General features: G+C 71.1%; 15 protein-coding genes. 2 read left to right on the top strand and 13 right to left on the bottom strand.

The annotated features are described in order from the left end of the window. Nucleotides 1-111 precede the first annotated feature (111 nt). Nucleotides 112-648, top strand: a complete 537-nt coding sequence (locus AMIS_RS02700) for a GNAT family N-acetyltransferase (protein WP_014440651.1) — start codon at nucleotides 112-114, stop codon at nucleotides 646-648. On the opposite strand, the gene AMIS_RS02695 is transcribed toward AMIS_RS02700, so the two are convergent. Together AMIS_RS02695 and AMIS_RS02690 are read right to left on the bottom strand one after the other, a co-directional pair. Then, a complete protein-coding gene (locus tag AMIS_RS02695) occupies nucleotides 592-2,724 on the bottom strand; it encodes a RecQ family ATP-dependent DNA helicase (RefSeq protein ID WP_014440650.1) in 2,133 nt (710 codons plus the stop codon). The genes AMIS_RS02700 and AMIS_RS02695 overlap by 57 nt on opposite strands. 236 nt (nucleotides 2,725-2,960) lie before the next feature. Further along, on the bottom strand, nucleotides 2,961-3,722 hold the full coding sequence (locus AMIS_RS02690; RefSeq protein WP_014440649.1) for a helix-turn-helix domain-containing protein: 762 nt from the start codon (nucleotides 3,720-3,722) through the stop codon (nucleotides 2,961-2,963). 1,195 nt (nucleotides 3,723-4,917) lie between these two features. Between AMIS_RS02690 and AMIS_RS02685 the strand changes: the two genes are divergently transcribed. Continuing rightward, a complete protein-coding gene (locus tag AMIS_RS02685) occupies nucleotides 4,918-5,280 on the top strand; it encodes a hypothetical protein (protein WP_014440648.1) in 363 nt (120 codons plus the stop codon). On the opposite strand, the gene AMIS_RS02680 is transcribed toward AMIS_RS02685, so the two are convergent. The 11 genes from AMIS_RS02680 to AMIS_RS02630 form a co-directional block, all read right to left on the bottom strand. Next, a complete protein-coding gene (locus tag AMIS_RS02680) occupies nucleotides 5,277-6,002 on the bottom strand; it encodes an SDR family NAD(P)-dependent oxidoreductase (protein ID WP_014440647.1) in 726 nt (241 codons plus the stop codon). The genes AMIS_RS02685 and AMIS_RS02680 overlap by 4 nt on opposite strands. A 10-nt stretch (nucleotides 6,003-6,012) precedes the next feature. Beyond that, a complete protein-coding gene (locus AMIS_RS02675) occupies nucleotides 6,013-7,827 on the bottom strand; it encodes a serine/threonine-protein kinase (protein ID WP_014440646.1) in 1,815 nt (604 codons plus the stop codon). Nucleotides 7,828-7,894: 67 nt separating this feature from the next. Next, the gene (locus tag AMIS_RS02670; RefSeq protein ID WP_014440645.1) at nucleotides 7,895-9,382 is read right to left on the bottom strand and encodes a fused MFS/spermidine synthase; all 1,488 of its coding nucleotides are present in this window, start codon (nucleotides 9,380-9,382) and stop codon (nucleotides 7,895-7,897) included. Nucleotides 9,383-9,424: 42 nt separating this feature from the next. Next, complete coding sequence (locus AMIS_RS02665) at nucleotides 9,425-9,880, bottom strand: deaminase (protein ID WP_014440644.1); 456 nt, start codon at nucleotides 9,878-9,880, stop codon at nucleotides 9,425-9,427. Between the two features lie 96 nt (nucleotides 9,881-9,976). Continuing rightward, complete coding sequence (locus AMIS_RS02660) at nucleotides 9,977-10,954, bottom strand: coiled-coil domain-containing protein (RefSeq protein WP_014440643.1); 978 nt, start codon at nucleotides 10,952-10,954, stop codon at nucleotides 9,977-9,979. Between the two features lie 100 nt (nucleotides 10,955-11,054). Next, entirely contained in the window at nucleotides 11,055-11,828 is a 774-nt protein-coding gene (locus AMIS_RS02655; RefSeq protein ID WP_014440642.1) for an SDR family NAD(P)-dependent oxidoreductase, read from the bottom strand. A 9-nt stretch (nucleotides 11,829-11,837) separates the two neighbouring features. Continuing rightward, nucleotides 11,838-12,659, bottom strand: coding sequence for an inositol monophosphatase family protein (locus tag AMIS_RS02650; protein ID WP_014440641.1), 822 nt, complete (start codon nucleotides 12,657-12,659; stop codon nucleotides 11,838-11,840). Next, complete coding sequence (locus tag AMIS_RS02645; protein ID WP_014440640.1) at nucleotides 12,652-13,104, bottom strand: response regulator; 453 nt, start codon at nucleotides 13,102-13,104, stop codon at nucleotides 12,652-12,654. Before AMIS_RS02645 ends, AMIS_RS02650 begins: the two co-directional genes overlap by 8 nt. After that, a complete protein-coding gene (locus AMIS_RS02640) occupies nucleotides 13,101-14,702 on the bottom strand; it encodes a sensor histidine kinase (protein WP_014440639.1) in 1,602 nt (533 codons plus the stop codon). The genes AMIS_RS02645 and AMIS_RS02640 overlap by 4 nt, the downstream gene beginning before the upstream one ends. After that, nucleotides 14,699-15,895, bottom strand: a complete 1,197-nt coding sequence (locus tag AMIS_RS02635) for a PP2C family protein-serine/threonine phosphatase (RefSeq protein WP_014440638.1) — start codon at nucleotides 15,893-15,895, stop codon at nucleotides 14,699-14,701. The genes AMIS_RS02640 and AMIS_RS02635 overlap by 4 nt, the downstream gene beginning before the upstream one ends. 91 nt (nucleotides 15,896-15,986) lie before the next feature. Beyond that, complete coding sequence (locus AMIS_RS02630; RefSeq protein ID WP_041830444.1) at nucleotides 15,987-16,328, bottom strand: hypothetical protein; 342 nt, start codon at nucleotides 16,326-16,328, stop codon at nucleotides 15,987-15,989. Nucleotides 16,329-16,368: the final 40 nt, after the last annotated feature.

Here is a 16,368-nt window from a genome sequence, read left to right as displayed (position 1 = left end):
CCACCCGTATCTCTCTCCGGCCGCCGGGATGAGGGCCGCTGTGAATTGGTCGCGGCCGGTCCGCCCGGGGTTCCCAGCGATCAGGAATCCGCAGGCCGCGAATTCCGGCGGATGGGTAGATTGCCGCCCGTGACCGATCGCAAGCACGGGCAGTACGTCCTCACCGAGGACCGGGAACGCGTCGACCTGGACCGGGTGCACCGGTGGCTCTCCGAGGAGTCGTACTGGGCCGCCGGACGGGAACGCGACATCGTCGCCCGCTCGATCGAGGGCTCGCTGCCGTACTCGATCCTCCTGGGGGACGAGCAGGTCGGGTTCGCCCGGGCGGTGACCGACGGCGCCACGTTCGCCTGGATCTGCGACGTCTTCATCAACCCGGCCCACCGCGGTCACGGGCTCGGCACCTGGCTGGTCGACAGCATCCTGGAGAGCCTCGCCGAGCGGGGCATCCTGCGGTTCCTGCTCGCCACCCGGGACGCCCACGAGGTGTACCGCCGGTCGGGCTTCGAACAGCTCGCCGGCGCCCACCGCTTCATGGAGATCGACCGCCGCCCCACCCGCAACGCGATCCTCGGTCACCTGGCCGACCTCTCAGCCCGCGACGGCCAGGGACAGCGGGAGGACGGCGTCGGCGCCGGCCCGGCGTAACGCCCGCCCGGCCAGCGTCATCGTCCAGCCGGAGTCGACCAGGTCGTCGACGAGGAGGATCGGACCGGTCACCCCGGCCAGGGCGGCGGACACGTCAGCCGGGACGGTGAAGGCGTCGTGCAATGCCCGTACCCTCTGGGCGCTGTTGCCCCGCGCCGTGGTTTCCCCCGCCGCGTCCGAGGTCAGAGCACCGAGAAGGGGCAGCCGCCCGACCCTCGCGATGTGCTCGGCGAGGCTGTGGACAAGTTGTGGACGACGCTGTGAGCCGACCGCCACGACGGCCGCCGGGCGCTGCTGCCAGGCGTCCTCGCCGTGCGCCCAGGACTTGAGCACCTCGACCACCGCGGCGGCCAGATCGTCCGGGATCGAGGCGTCCGCGGACTCCGGGCTCACCACCGAGCGCAGCCGGCCGCCCCAGCCAAGATCGGAGAGACGGCCGACGGACCGGCCCGGCTCGATCTGCTCGGACGGCGGGATCTTGCCTTTCAGGCTGACACCGACGGCGGCCAGACCGGTGGGCCACATCTTCTTCGGCGCGATCACCACGCCGGGGCGGCCCAGGAACGCGTCCGCCGCGGCCAGCGACGCCGACGAGATCTCGGCGTCGAAGAGAGGGCCGGCACAGTTGTCGCAGCGCCCGCACGGTACGGCTTCCGGGTCGTCCAGACAGCGCCTGAGGAACTCCATCCGGCAGTCGGACGTGTCCGCGTACCCGATCATGGTTTGTTGCTCTGTGGCCCGCGCCTCGGCGACCCGCCGCAGTCGCACGGTGTCATAGGTCCAGGGTTCGCCGGTGGCGAGCCACCCACCGCGGGTACGACGGACCGCGCCGTCCACGTCGAGGACCTTGAGCATCAGCTCCAGACGGGTGCGGCGCAGGTCGACGAGGGGCTCCAGAGCCTGCGTGGAGAGCGGCCGGTCCGCGGAGAGCTGCGCCAGCACCGACCGCACCTGGTCCTCCGGCGGGAAGGCGAGCGACGCGAAGTACCGCCAGATGGCGGCGTCCTCACGCCCCGGCAGCAGCACCACCTCGGCGTGCTCGACGGCCCGGCCGGCCCGGCCCACCTGCTGGTAGTAGGCGATCGGCGACGGCGGCGCGCCCAGGTGCACCACGAAACCCAGGTCCGGCTTGTCGAAGCCCATCCCCAGCGCGGACGTCGCGACCAGCGCCTTGATCTTGTTGTCCAGCAGGTCCTGCTCGGCGGCGCGGCGCTCGGTGTCCTCGACCTGCCCGGTGTACGACGCCACCGCGAACCCGCGTGACCGGAGGAACTCGGCGGTCTCGGTGGCCGCCGCGACCGTCAGCGTGTAGACGATCCCGGAACCCGGCAGCCGGTCCAGATGATCGGCGAGCCAGGCCAGCCGGTGCGCCGGGTCGTCCAGGCGCAGCACGGCGAGGCGCAGCGAGTCCCGGTCCAGCGGGCCGCGCAGCACCAGCGTCTCGCCCTCGCCGAGCTGGTCGGCGACATCCGCGGTGACCCGCGCGTTGGCGGTCGCCGTGGTGGCGAGCACCGGGGTGTGCGAGGGCAGCCCGGCCAGGAACGTCCGCAGCCGCCGGTAGTCGGGGCGGAAATCGTGTCCCCAGTCGGAGACGCAGTGCGCCTCGTCGACCACGAGCAGACCGGTGCTCGACGCGAGGCCGGGGAGAACATTGTCCCGGAAGTCCGGGTTGTTGAGGCGCTCCGGGCTGATCAGCAGCACGTCCACCTCGCCGGCCCGCACCTCGGCCTCGATCAGCGACCACTCGTCCAGGTTCGCCGAGTTGATGGTCCGCGCCCGGATGCCGGCCCGGGCAGCGGCCTCGACCTGGTTGCGCATCAGCGCCAGCAGCGGCGAGACGATCACCGTGGGGCCGGTCCGGGCGTCCGCGCGCAGCAGGGCGGTCGCCACGAAGTAGACCGCCGACTTGCCCCAGCCGGTGCGCTGCACGCAGAGCACCCGCCGGCGGTCGACGGTGAGCGCCTCGATGGCGCGCCACTGGTCCTCCCGGAGGACCGCGTGCTCTCCGGCCAGGCGGCGCAACACGGCTTCGGCGCGCTCACGGACGGCGGCTCGGTCCTGCGTCGTGTCAGTCACCCGGCATGTCTATCAGCCCGGCGCGGTGCGGCCGGAGTCATCCACAGGCCGGGCGGTTGTCCACAGGTCCGGAGGAGGGACTTGCCCCAACGCGCTCCAGCGGCCCCCGCCGAGCGGGGCCGAGCGTTCCGGCCACGCCGGGCGTGCGAGCCGAGCGTTCCAGCCGCGCCGGGCGTGCGAGCCGAGCGTTCCAGCCGCGCCGGGCGTGCGGGCGCGGCCGCACGCCCGGGTGCTGGTCAGGCCTGGGTGTCGTCCTGGCCGAGCGCCGCGCGCAGCAAGCGGATCTCCCGCTCCGCGATGGCCGCACCGGTGATCGGCTCGGCCGGCGGCTCCGGCTCGGCCGGCTCCATGCGCATGTGCCAGTCGGTGTGGACCGTGGTGTCCACCACCCAGCTGCCGCAGCGCAGGCAGGTGTAGCCGTCCGGGTCCTCGATCGCGGCGGCCGGGCTGGACGCCGTCCCGGTCACGGTGTCGATCGTGTCCTGCGGCTCGGCCCGCCCGCCAGGGGCCGGGACCTTGGCCGTGCCCCGGATCGCGCCCCACCGCTTGGCCCGGTGCATCTCGGCGGCGGTCCAGAGCCGGAACCACTCGTTCACGACCACCTCGGACGGGACGTGCAGCGCCTCACCGAGCAGCTCGACGAGTTTCCAGGAGGGCATCATCTTGCCGCCGAGCACCTTGCTGAGCGTGGCCTTGCTGTACCGCACCCGCGCCGCGAGCACGGCCAGCGACGGCTTGCCGCTGCTCAGGTGGGCGATGTTGAGCCGGTCGACGAGTTCGGTCCAGGCGCTCGTGCCGTCGATGAACCGAGCCCGCATCCGGGCGAACTCCCGGTCGTGGACCAGGTTGGCGGCGCCGATCGTCGCGCCGGCCCGGTTGCTCGGCGCCGGCTCGGACTCCCGGTGACGGCCGGCGGCGTAGGGATCCCCGCGGCGTGGCGCGGGCGTGTAGTGGAATTGCTTGCCCACGTCGTCGGCGTCGTCACGGTACCGAGTCATCGGACGCTCCGATCACCGACAGTGACCGGACAGTTCTCCTCCGGAATGCTATTGCTTGCGGACGGCGACATTTCTGGCACCCCTTCATTGTGCTGGCCTCGAGCATGGAGGTCTCGAGCATTTGGGTGGTCCCGAGCCGAAGATCAGAATGCGATATCGGGCTTGATGGTGGACAAGTCCGCACCGCTGGATACACATTCTGCACTCACCCGCGCCGGTGCACCAACCCGGAATTCGGCGCGGACCGAATGATCACTTGCGTCCGCGAAACGTGAAAGTTGCACGCGACGGCCGGGCGGGCAGGCCAGTAGATCTTACGAACCTCTATGGATCGGGTGGCCGGAAATGGATTGAGGGGCCGGTGCACGCTTGATCGCGCACCGGCCCCTCAACCGTCCAGGAAGATCGCCACCATAGCCGCTTCCTGATATTGCTCAGCCGAAGCGGCCCGGGACCAACCGAACACAACATCGGGCGGGACCACTTTCGTCGCCCACGCCCGCCACCATACCCGCCACCGCCCGCGAGCACCGAGATCGTTCCCACTGTTAAGCGAGAGATAAGACTTCTCCGGGAACCGGGATCCACACCCGCGGGCCACTCCGGCCCACCACCGCCCGACCCGGATCGCAGGGCCTCAGCAGCACCTTTCCAAACATTATGATCGTACGGTTTCGGGCCGTCGACAATGACTATCGGAATTGATCTACACAGCGACCGGAACCAGGTCAGTCAATTAGATCACCCGAATCATCCGATCGTGCCGTCGATCAGTCTCTCCGGAGGATGCCGGGCCACCGGAGCAAAGGAGGAAGAAAGACTCACTGTGAGCATTCCTTTTCCTTTTCCATTGCGATCCGGCGATCCGAATGGTGATGGCGACGGCGTACAACGCGTTGTTTATGACATCTCTGCCCGGAGAGCCATTGTCGGCAGGATTTCTCATCGGCCGCCGATTCGAATGTCGAACGTCTCGATCATGGTCGGGCGGGACGATCGGGCATTTACCCATTAACCGACAATTCAGACATGCCCTACTCACCGTGCGTGATGGGCGTAGTGGCTTCGCGTATTGAGTTGCGCAGATTTTCGTCAGAGATTCCGCGGCGTGTCGATCTTCAGGCGGTCGCCCGGCCGGGGACGGGCTTCGCCGAAAGTGGCGGATGTCCGGCGGCCGGGGTGAAAGTCTCGACGCATGACCACGACGATCGCCGAGAAGCTGCTGATCAAGTCGAACTCGACTGTCTGGCTCAACGAGCCGTCCCGGCTCCCGCTGCTCACCCCGATGCCCGAGGGCGTCCGCGAGACCGGTGTGCTCGCCACCGCGGGCACCGCCGTGCTCTTCGTGGAGGACGCGGCGGGCGCGCGGGAGCAGCTGGCCGAACATCGAGCGGACCTGGGTAAGCCGGGTGCGTTCTGGATCGCGTACCAGAAGGATGGCGCCCCCGCCCTGGACCTCTCCCCGATCGTCGCGGACTACGACATGCGCGCCTGTGACCAGGTGGTGATCGACGAACGCTGGTCGGCGCTGCGGTGCGAGGTCACCCAGCCCGGCTAGCGGCCCAGCACCGAGCCGCCGTTCACGTTGATGATCTGACCGGTGACGAATCCGCCGCCCGGGCCGACCAGCCAGCGCACCGTCTCGGCGATGTCGCCCGGCACACCGGCCCGCTTGACCAGGGTGGCGTCGATCCGGGCCTGATGTCCCTCCGGGGTCATCCGGCCGACGAAGAACTCGCTGTCGGTGATGTATCCCGGTGAGATCACGTTGGCGGTGATCCCCTCCGGCCCGAGGCTGGTGGCGAGATCCAACCCGTACCCGTGAAGTGCGGCCTTGGCCGCGGAGTACGGCCCGCCGCCGCCACGCTGAGCCGCGATCGAGCTGGTCAGAATGATTTTGCCGCCGGGGCGGCGCAGCCTCGGCAGCAGCGCCGTGGTCATCAGGACAGCGCTCAGCACGTTCGAGTCGAGGTTGGCCCGCCAGCGCTCGGCGACGCCCGCCAGGGTGCTCTCGTCGTGCGCGACGAACGCCCCCGCGTTGTTCACCAGCACGTCCAGGTCCCGGTCACCGACCGCCTCGACGACCCGCGCCACCTGGGCCGGGTCCGCGACGTCGGCGGTGACCGCGCTCGCCTGCGGGCCGATCCACTTCACCGCGTCGGCGAGCACCTCGGCGCGCCGGCCGACGATGATGACGTCGTAGCCCTCACCGGCGAGCATGCCCGCCGTCGCCTTGCCGATGCCGGTCCCGCCGCCGGTGACCACTGCGAGTCGTGTCATGGCGTCGAGCCTATCGACCCGTCCTCACCGGGTGGCCGGAGTGCATGGCCAGCGAGAAACCGGCTCCGCGCTTCGTGACCGGCGCCGGATCCCGGCGCTGCGGTGTCTGCGGCACGGCCGGCTCCCGTACCCCACCGGCCCGGCGCGGCGGCACCCGCTTGCGCTTGCCCGCCTTGGCCGGGGGTTCCTCGCCGGTCGCCGCCCGCACCGAGTTGTTGTTGACGCCGCCGGGGCTGGTGCTGCCCAGTACCTCCGCGCGGCACGGCAGGCCGTCCACCGCGAACGACAACGGCAGCGGGTTCCGATCGCGGTACCCCCCGCGCAGCAGGACCGATGTCGTTCGTCCCCTGCCGTTCACCGCGACGCGGCGGCCCTCCTGACTGATCGCCTTGGAGGCCGACGCCAGTCGCTGCGTGCCAGGGTAACGGAACTCCACCCGCCAGCGCGAGCTTGCCGCGGCGGTCGTCGTCACGGTCAGCCGCGCCACGAAATCGGTGCCGGAGTCGCGCCGCACCTCGTAGGTCACCGCGCACCGCCCGTGCGGGGTGCTCAGGCTGCCGGCTGCCGCGCCCGCCGCCGCGGTGTGCGTCGTGCCACTCTCGCCCGCCTCCTCGCGAGCCGACCAGCTGAGGACCGACGAGCCGAGCAGCAGCACCGTGGCGAACGCGGCGATCGTGGACATCCGGTTGCGCCGGTGTTCGGCGGTGTCCCGCAGCCGGCCGAAGGGGGCGCTGAAACTCGGGCCGCCGAGGAAGAGCCCGCCGCCCAGCGGGCGCACGTGACGCAGCCGCAGAGCCGCGCCGATCCGCATTCCGGCCCGCAGACGCAGCTTCGCCACCTGGGCCGGGTCGCGGCGGGGCAGTCCGCGGAACCGTCCGGCCGCCGGCTGTTCACCGCCCGCGGGCATCGGCACGACGGCCCGGGCGGCCGGGACGGTCGGACGCTCGTCGCTCCGCAGCGGCGGGATGATCGCGCGAACCCCGACCGCCGCGGCGAGAGCCCGTGCCACATCGGCCGCGCCGGGCCGGCCGGCCGGATCCTTGGCGAGGCAGCGCAGGCACATGGCGGCCACCGTGGCGGGCATGCCGGGCACCTCGGGCAGCGGTTCCGGGTCGGAGTAGAGGTGCGCCCGGAGCGCCTCGGCGGTGTTCTCGGCGGGCCACGGCATCCGGCCGGTGAGCGCGCGGTAGAGCAGCAGGCCGAGCGCGTACACGTCGGTGGCCGGCGAGACGGACGCGCCGCCGAGCCGCTCCGGCGCCAGGTACGCGGGCGTGCCCAGCAGGCTGCCGTCCGGGGCGGCGTCGCGCTGCCCGACGACCGCGGAGATCCCGAAGTCGACCACCTTCGCGCCTGCACCGGTGAGCATCACGTTCGCCGGCGTGACGTCGCGGTGCACGACGCCCCGGGCATGCGCGGTTGCCAGCGCCGACGCCACCTCGACCGCGATGATCACGGCTTCCCGCCAGGGCAGCGAGCCCTGCCGGGCGATCCGCGCGGCGACCGACTCCCCGTCGTTCAGCTCCATCACCACGAACGGGACGGTCAGCTCGTCGGAGAACCGCGCCTCACCGAAATCGTGGATGCCGGTGATGTGCGGATGGCAGAGCCGGGCGGCGGCGAACGCCTCCTGCCGCAGCCGGTCCCGGAAGGTACGGTCCTCGGCCAGCTGCGGTGACAGCACCTTCACCGCGACGTCGCGCCCGAGCGTCTCGTCGTAGCCGCGCCAGACCACCGACATCCCACCGGTGCCGAGCTTCTCGACGAGCCGGTACCGTCCGGCGATACGAAGCGATCCGCCCTGACCGTTTCGCTCCGTTCGCGCCATGCGCCGATTCTCGCCCGAGCAGCGAGCCCTCCGGACCCGCACCCGAAAACCCGTCGCTAAACCTCGGTCAGCCGGCCAGCAGCTGGTCCACCGGGGCATAGTCGTCGGTCAGGATGCGGGCGTCCGCGACGAAATCCTCCAGTTCCGTCCCGGCCAGCAGCGTCACGGGCTGTTTCACACCGCTCAGCCCGGTCCGTACGGTTTCCACCGGCAGCGGGCTCTTCGACGCCAGGATCACGAAGTTCGACCCGTGCCCGCCCGCGATCGCCTCCGGCGGGGCGATCAACGCGATGTGCGGGAACGCCGCCGCCACGGTCGCCACCTCGGCGCGGATGAAGCGGTTCGGCGGATAGTCGATGACGTTCTGCGCGTAGATCCCGCCGTCCCGCAGGACCCGCGCCACGTCGGCGGCCATCTCCCGGGTCGCCAGGTGCCACGGCACCACCAGGTGACCGAAGGCGTCGCCGACCACGACGTCATACGACGAGGTCGCCTGCGCGGCCAGCCCGACCCGCGCGTCCCCCACCCGAACCCGCAGGTCGGGCCCGGTGACCAGGCCGAGCTTCTGTTCGTCGAGGTCGACCAGGCCGCCGTCGAGCTCCAGCACGAGCTGGTCGCTGCCGGGCCTGGTGGTGCGCAGATAGTTGGGTACGGTGAATCCCCCGCCCCCGATGTGCAGGGCGTCCACGGGCCCGGGCCGCAGGTCGTCGAGCACCGCGCCGATCCACTGGACGTACTCGAATTCCAGGTGCCGCGGATCGTTCAGATCGACGTACGAGTGGCGTGCCGAGTTGAGGATCAGCGTCCGCCCGCCGTCCCGTGCGGGATCCTCGTCGACCCGCGCGCAGTGGTAGGCGGTCTCCAGGTCGCACGGTGTCGGCGAGGTGGCGCCGAGCCCCGCGCCGACCAGCCCGACGGCGGCGAGGGCGGCGCGCATCCGGGGTGATCCGGGCATGTCGCGCCGAAGCCACCAGCCGAGGACCAGGCCGCTGACGGCGAGCAGCACGGCGAGGCTGAGCACGATCGCGCTGCTGGGCATCGCGGCGACGAAGACGAAACCGGTCACCAGGGTCGCGGTGATCGCCCCGAGGGTGCCGATGCTGGAGAGCCGCCCGACCACGCTGCCGGCCCGCCGCAGGTCGCCGAGCTGGAGTTTCACCACCATCGGCGCGATCGTGGACAGCACGAACGCGGGCAGGAAGATCGCCAGCGCGGCGAGCATCAGCACGGCTGGGGCGGCGCCGCCGCGGAGCAGCTCACCGCCCCAGCGGACCAGCGGCAGGGTGAGCGCGGTGCCGATCGCGCCGAGGATCAGGGCCGGGGCGAGCAGGGCGCGGGGGTCGAACCGGTCGGCGAGCCGGCCGCCGAGCCAGGCGCCGTAGGCGATGGCGGCGAGCGCGACGCCGATCACCGAGCTGCTCACCTGGAGGGTGACGCCGACATACGGCCCGACGAGGCGCAGCGCCACGATCTCCAGGACCAGGACGGCGCCACTGGACCCGAAGGCGAGAGCCGAGGCGAGGGCGGAGGGCAGGGCGCGCGGCGGGGTCTCCACCGCGCGGATGCTACCGGCGGCCGCTGCGAATCTCCTGGATCTCTATCGGCGGGCCGCCAACACTCCGAGGTGCAGGTTGGGCTCCTGGGCGCCGGCTGCGAACGACGGCAGCTCCAGCACCTCCACGCCGGCGGCGCGCAGCAGCGCCACACCCTCGCAGTGCACGAAGACGTCCGGCTCCCGCCAGGCGATCACCACGCGCGGGATGCCGGCCGCGATGATCAGGCTGGTGCAGGTGGCGTGCGGCCGGCTGGCCCGCTCCGAGCAGGGCTCCAGCGTGCTGTAGATGGTGGCCTCCCGCAGGCGCGCGTCACCGGCGGCCTTGAGCAGCGCCGACTCCTCGGCGTGCACCCGTGGGTCGTCGTCCCGGGAGAACCCCGAGGCGATCTCCCGGCCGGACGCGTCGACGATGACCGCCTCGACCGCGAACGCGGTCTCCGAGCGGGGGCAGCGGTGCGCCAGGTCGACAGCGCGGCTCATCCACCGGTGGTGGTCCATGCGGCTCCAGTCTGCGGTCACGGGTCACGGCCCGTACCTCATCGGAACGCTAGCGCCGCACTTTCGAATCCTGGCACAACCGGCTCGAAGAAAACCTCAGAGCATGCTCAGGTGCACGTGGTTGGTGTGCACCGCGGCCGGTCCGCCGCTCGCGCTGTACGCCCGCCAGCCGGTGCTCGGCATCCAGATCTGCCGGTACCAGATCACGTACATCACCCCGAGCTTGCTCGCGTTCTTCACGTAGTACGCGGCCAGCCGGTCACCGTAGCTCTTGTCCCCGCCGGTGGCCGCCACGTTCTTGAAGCCGCTCGCCGCCGCGGAGAAGTCGCAGGCCCGGCCCTTCGGGTGCTCGCCGGACGCCCGGGCGCTGTAGCAGACCGTGTACCGCTTGAACCCGTCGGCGCGGGACTCCTGGTACGCGTGCAGCGTCCGCGGCGTGATGCACCCACCCGACGTCGGGTCCTTGACCGTGCAGGACTCCTTGGGCCACGAGCCGTCGGAGTTGCGCGGCGCGGGCTGCGCGGCCGGGGAGTTGGCGTCGACGAACCCGCCGGCCGCCCCGCCACCGACCTCGGCGAGCGCCAGCTCGGCCTCCTTCTTCTTGCGGGCCATCAGGGTGACCTGCTTCTTCTGCTCCTTGACCTCGGTGTCGAGCGCGATCTTGGCGCGTTTCGCCGTCGCGATCTCCTCCTGGTACTGGCCGAGGGTGCCGCTGTCGAGCTGGGCGAGCATGTCGAGGCTCTGCGCCCGTTCCATGAAGCCGTCCGGCGAGGTGCTGTTCAGCAGCATCGTGACGGTGCTGATCCGGCCCATCTGGTACGACCGGTTCGCCACCTCGCTGACCTGGGCGGTCAGCGCCTTCGCGGCCGCCTCGGACTTCTTGAGCCCGTCGGTGAGCTGCTTCTGGCGCTTCTTGGAGGTGGCCAGCTTGGTCTTCGCCTGGTCGTACCCCTTGGCGGCGGCAGCGAGGGCGGTCCGCAGTTTCTTGCTGCCGCCCTCGTCGTCCGGGTCGGCGGCGGCCGGGGACGCGGGCACCGCCAGGATCACCGCGACGGCGGCGACGAGCAGAGCCAACAGGGCAGTGCACCGGCGCGGGAGTCTGGCCGCCACAGATGACCTCCAAGTCGTGAGCGCCGGTACTCTACCGTGCCGGACCTGCCCCGAGGGAGATCGATCAGGTGGCCGAATATCCACCGTCGACGAAGAGTGTCTGACCGGTGACGGCCTGACCAGCATCGCCGGCCAGGAAAACGGCACACCCGGCGAAATCCGCCGGCAGACCGTTGCGCCCGATCATGCTGCGGGCAGCGTGGGCGGACACTTTCGTGGGATCCGAGAACACCTCTTCGGTGAGGGGCGTGTGCACCACACCGGGCGCTATCGCGTTGCAGCAGACGCCGTGGCGCGACCACGCCTCGGCCTGCGACCGGGTCAGTCCGACCAGGCCGGCTTTCGCGGCTCCGTAGGCGCCGCTGTTGCCGTAGGCACGGAACGCCTGCTGCGAGACCACGTTGATGATCCGTCCCCAGCCACGCTCGGCCATCGCCGGCGCGAACGCCTGACCGAGCAGGAACGGCGCGGTGAGGTTCGCTTCGAGGGTCAGGTCCCAGACGTCCTCGGTCAGCGAGGACATCGGCGGCCGCAAATTCACGGCTGCCGAGTTCACCAGGATGTCCGGATACCCGTACCCGTCGATGATCGCGGATGAGGCGGCCTTGACCGCCCCGCGCACCGAGAGGTCCGCGGAGATCGCGCCGGCTTGGGCGCCGTGCCCGCGCAGCTCGGCGACCACCTCGGCCATCGGCGCCTCGCGCCGCGCCACCAGCACCACCCGCGCGCCGGAACGGCCGAGAGCCAGGGCGATCTCCCGGCCGATCCCGGAACTGCCGCCGGTCACGACCGCGGTGCGCCCGCTCAGACCGAAGAGCCGATCAAGGTACGACGTCACGACGCGAACCTAGCCTTCCGGAACCTCGGGCGGACCGTCCGGGAAGAGGGTGCCGTGGACGCTCTCCCAGATCTCGTCGTTCGCGGCGACCAGCAGCCCGCGCTTGCGGTTCGTCGGCCGGTAGGGCGAGCCGTCCCAGTGCCGCACCGTGCCACCGGCCTCGCGCACGATCAGCGAACCGGGCACGTGGTCCCAGGGCAGGATCCGCCAGAACATCGCGAACTGCTGCTCGTCGGTGGCGACGGCCGGGTACTCGTACCCCGCGCAGTGCCGTCCCGGGGTGTGGCCGCCCAGGCCCGCCGCGTTCGCCCGGACCGATTCGCGCAGGTCGTCCGGGAAGTACTTGTGCGAGATCACCCCGTGCAGCGCGGCCGCGCCCGGATCGTCGGTGCGGGTCTTCACCCGCACCCCGTCGCGGTACGCGCCGGAGCCCGCCTCGGCCACCGTCAGGTGGTCGCCGACCACGTCGAGGATCCACGCGGCCTGCGGCTCACCGTCCCGGACCAGCGCGACCATCACGCAGAACGGCGTCCGGCCGGCGGCGAAGTTGTTCGTCCCGTCGACCGGGTCGACGATCCACACGGCACCGCCCGAGCCGAGCCGGTCCCGGACCGCGGGGTCGGCCGCGACCGCTTCCTCGCCGACCACCAGGGAACCCGGCAGCAGCGCGGTCAGCCCCCGGGTCAGCGCCCGCTCGGACTCCTGGTCGGCGATGGTGACCAGGTCACCCGGAGACTTCTGCGTCACCTCGCCCTCGGCCAGGTGCTTCCAGCGCGGCAGGACGACGGTGTGCGCGACCTCGCGGATGAGTTCGGCGACCTGATCAAGCACGTGGCGGCAACTTCACGACGCTGACGAAGAACTCGTCGATCTGCCGGATCACCGCGATGAACCGCTCGAAGTCCACCGGCTTCGTCACGTACGCGTTCGCGTGCAGCTGGTAGCTGCGCAGGATGTCCTCGTCGGCGGAGGAGGTGGTCAGCACGACGACCGGGATCCGGCCCAGCTCGTCGTCCTTCTTGATCTCCTCGAGCACCTCGCGGCCGTCCCGCTTCGGCAGGTTCAGGTCGAGCAGGATCAGGTCGGGGCGGACCGCTCCCGCGTACTGACCCTCGCGGCGCAGGTAGGAGAGCGCCTCCGAGCCGTCCTGCACCACGGTGAGGCGGTTGCGGACCTTGTGCTCCTCGAACGCCTCCTGCGTCATCAGGACGTCGCCGGGGTCGTCCTCGACGAGCAGCACCTCGATCGGGGTGCCACTCTCCCGGGCGTCTGTCATGCTCCCACCACCTCTCGCGTGCCGGCCTGCGGCTCAGGGTCCTCGGTGCCGGGCAGCACCGGCAGAGTGAAGTGAATCGACGCGCCCTCCGGCACGTCCACATCCAGCCAGATCCGCCCGCCATGGTATTCGACGATCTTCTTGACGATCGCGAGTCCGATGCCGGTGCCCTCGTACGCGTCCCGCGAGTGCAGCCGCTGGAAGATCACGAACACCTTGTCGGCGAACTCGGCCTCGATGCCGATGCCGTTGTCCCGGACGTTGATCTGCCACTCCTCGCCGTCACGTTCCACGGCGATCCGCACGACCGGCGGGACGTCCGGGCGGCGGAACTTCAGCGAGTTGCCGATCAGGTTCATGAACAGCGTGGTGAGCAGGGGCTCTTCGCCCTCCACAGTGGGCATCGGCGCCCAGATGATCTCGGCGTCCTCGCCGGCCCGCGCCTCCAGCTGCGACTTCACGTCGGAGAGCACCTTGTTCAGGTCGACCTCGGTGAACCCGGCGGTGAGCCGGCCGATCCGGGAGAACGCCAGCAGGTCGTTGATCAGCCGCTGCATGCGCTGGGCGCCGTCCACCGCGAACGCGATGTACTGGTCGGCGCGCTCGTCCATCTGACCGGCGTACCGCCGCTGCAGGAGCTGGCAGAAGCTGGCCACCTTGCGCAGCGGCTCCTGGAGGTCGTGCGACGCGACGTAGGCGAACTGCTCCAGGTCCCGGTTCGACCGGGTGAGCTCGTCGGTCTGCGTCTTGAGCTGCTGGTTCACCCACTCGACGTGGCTGCGGGCGTCGCGGACCTCGGTCAGCTCGCTGGCGATCTGCTGACGCATCCGGTCGATGTCGTCGGCGAGCGCCGCCAGGTCGGACGAGCCCCGCTTGATCTCGATGTGCCGGTCGTAGTCGCCGGCCGCCACCTGACGCACCTGGTCGGCCAGCTCGGTGACCGGCCGGGTCACCACCCGGTCCAGCAGGAAGAGCAGGAACGCGCCGGTCAGCACGATGATCACCGCAGCGGCGATCTCGATGGCGACGAGGGTACGGCTGGAGTCGCGGGCCGCGTCCGCCGAGATCGTCCGCAGCACCTGGATGTGCGCCTGCATCTCGGCGACCGCCGCGCGCACCGCGTCGAAGTCAGCGGTGTCGGAGGCCTCGACTATCTCCTGCGCCGCTTCCGGGCCCTGCCCCCGCACGGTCCGGATGATCGGCTCGGCCACGTCGGTCCGCCAGGCGTCGGCGCGCGCCTTGACCATCGCGAGGGAGTTGCGGATGTCGTCGTCGTCCGGGCGCAGCAGCGACTCGATCCGGGCGATCTGCCGCTGCTGGTCGGCGAGGCCCACCTCGTACGGCTGGAGGTTGCGCTGTTCACCGGTGATCGCGTAACCACGGACGCCGGTCTCCTGGTCGACGAGCGCCGTGTTCAGCGTCTCGCCGGCCGCGCGCATCGGGCTGGCCCGGTTCAGCACGTCGTCGACCTGCCGGTTGTTCGCGGCCGCGGTGATCGCCGCGAGAACACCGAGGCCACCGAGCACCACGCCGACCGCGATACAGAGCGCGATGATCCGCTGGCGCAGCGTCCAGCTGCTCGCCTTGAACAGGTTCACCGCCCACCACCCCGGGAGATCATCAGCATCGCGACGTCGTCGGTGAGCGGTCCGCCGTTGGCCTGGTCGGCGCGGGCCACCAGCCACGGCGGCAGCCCGGGGAGGGACACCTCGCGGGCCGCCGGCTCGTCCAGCAGATTGCAGAGCCCGTCGACGTCGAGCCGTTCGTTACCCACGCCGGTGTGCCCCTCGATGAGTCCGTCCGTGTACATCAGCAGTGACCAGTCATGGTCGGTGAACTCCAACTCCGTCACGGGTGTAGGCGTGGGTCGTACCCCGAGCACGATGCCGGTACGCGCGGCAACCGGGTGGGCCCGCCCACCGGAGAGCACCACGGGCGGGGGGTGCCCGGCCAGCCGGACCCACGCCCGGTTCGCCGGCACGTCGATGACCGCGGCGGCCACCGTGGCGAACACCTCACGGGCCCGCCGCTCGCTCATCAGCACCTGCTCCAGCGACGGCAGCACCTGGTCCTCGGGCACGCCGGCCAGCACCAGGGCCCGCCAGGCCACCCGGAGCTCGACGCCGAGCGCGGCCTCGTCGACGCCGTGCCCGCAGACATCGCCGACGATCACGTGCAGCCGGTCCTCGCCGACCTGCACCACGTCGAAGAAGTCGCCACCGAGCAGGCCCAGCGCCCGGCCGGAGCGGTAGAACGTCTCCACCGACACCTCGGACGTCTGCATCAGTGGCTGCGGGAGCAGACCCCGTTCCAGGCGGGCCGACTCGGCCTGCAGAAGCTCCACCTCGCGCAGCCGGCGGGCGTTCTCGTCGGCGCGCTTGCGCTCGACCGCGTACCGCAGGGAGCGGATCAGCAGTACGCCGTCGACCTGGCCCTTGACCAGGTAGTCCTGGGCGCCCTCGGCGACCGCCTGCACACCGAGGTGCTCGTCCGAGCGCCCGGTGAGCACGCAGACCGCGGCGCTCCCGGCGACCGCGAGCAGCTTGCGCAGCCCGTCGATGCCCTCGGCGTCCGGCAGACCCAGGTCGAGCAGCACGCACTCCACGCCGACCAGCCGCTCCCGCGCCTCGCGCAGGGTGCTGGCGACGGTCAGCTCGAACGGCGCCTCCGCCTCCTCGAGCAGCTCACGAACGAGAAAGGCATCGCCCTCGTCGTCCTCGACGAGCAGGATCCGCAACCGTTCCAGCTGGTTCGCCGCGTACCGCGAGGGCGCGAGCGACCGCTCCGTCATTCCGATTCCCCACTCGACGCGCAGATGACTCGCAAATCGTGTACCACTCGGGGCGGGACCACAACTCCGGTCACCACCTCGTGACCTGCGCTCATTGCGGACCGTCGTTCTCGGCCGCCACCCGGCGGGCGTGCTCGGCGATGACCTGGCCGAGGATGCCGTGCAGCTGACCGCAGTCCCGGCAGTGCAGGTTCTCGTCGAGGTGCCGGCCACCACAGCCGGAGCACGAGCCGCGGTCCTCCGGATCGCGATAGGACACCAGCGCCTTGCACAGCGCGCGCACCACGTGATCGCTGAGCGTGAAGACGTCCTCGCCGAGCGCGGTGCGCACACCGATGACGGCGACGGGCGCGGCGTCCGGCTGCGGGTTGTACGGCGCCACCGCGTCGATGAATTCCGCGATCACTGCGGCCGGGTCGAGCGGAGTAGTCACCCGCACCACGCTATTGCACGCGCCAATGGATCTTCGGGGT

This window comes from Actinoplanes missouriensis 431 (genome assembly GCF_000284295.1).
In the GTDB taxonomy this organism is placed as follows: Bacteria; Actinomycetota; Actinomycetes; order Mycobacteriales; family Micromonosporaceae; genus Actinoplanes; species Actinoplanes missouriensis.
Note: the sequence above shows the minus strand (reverse complement) of the source record. Positions and strands in the feature narration are given on the sequence as shown.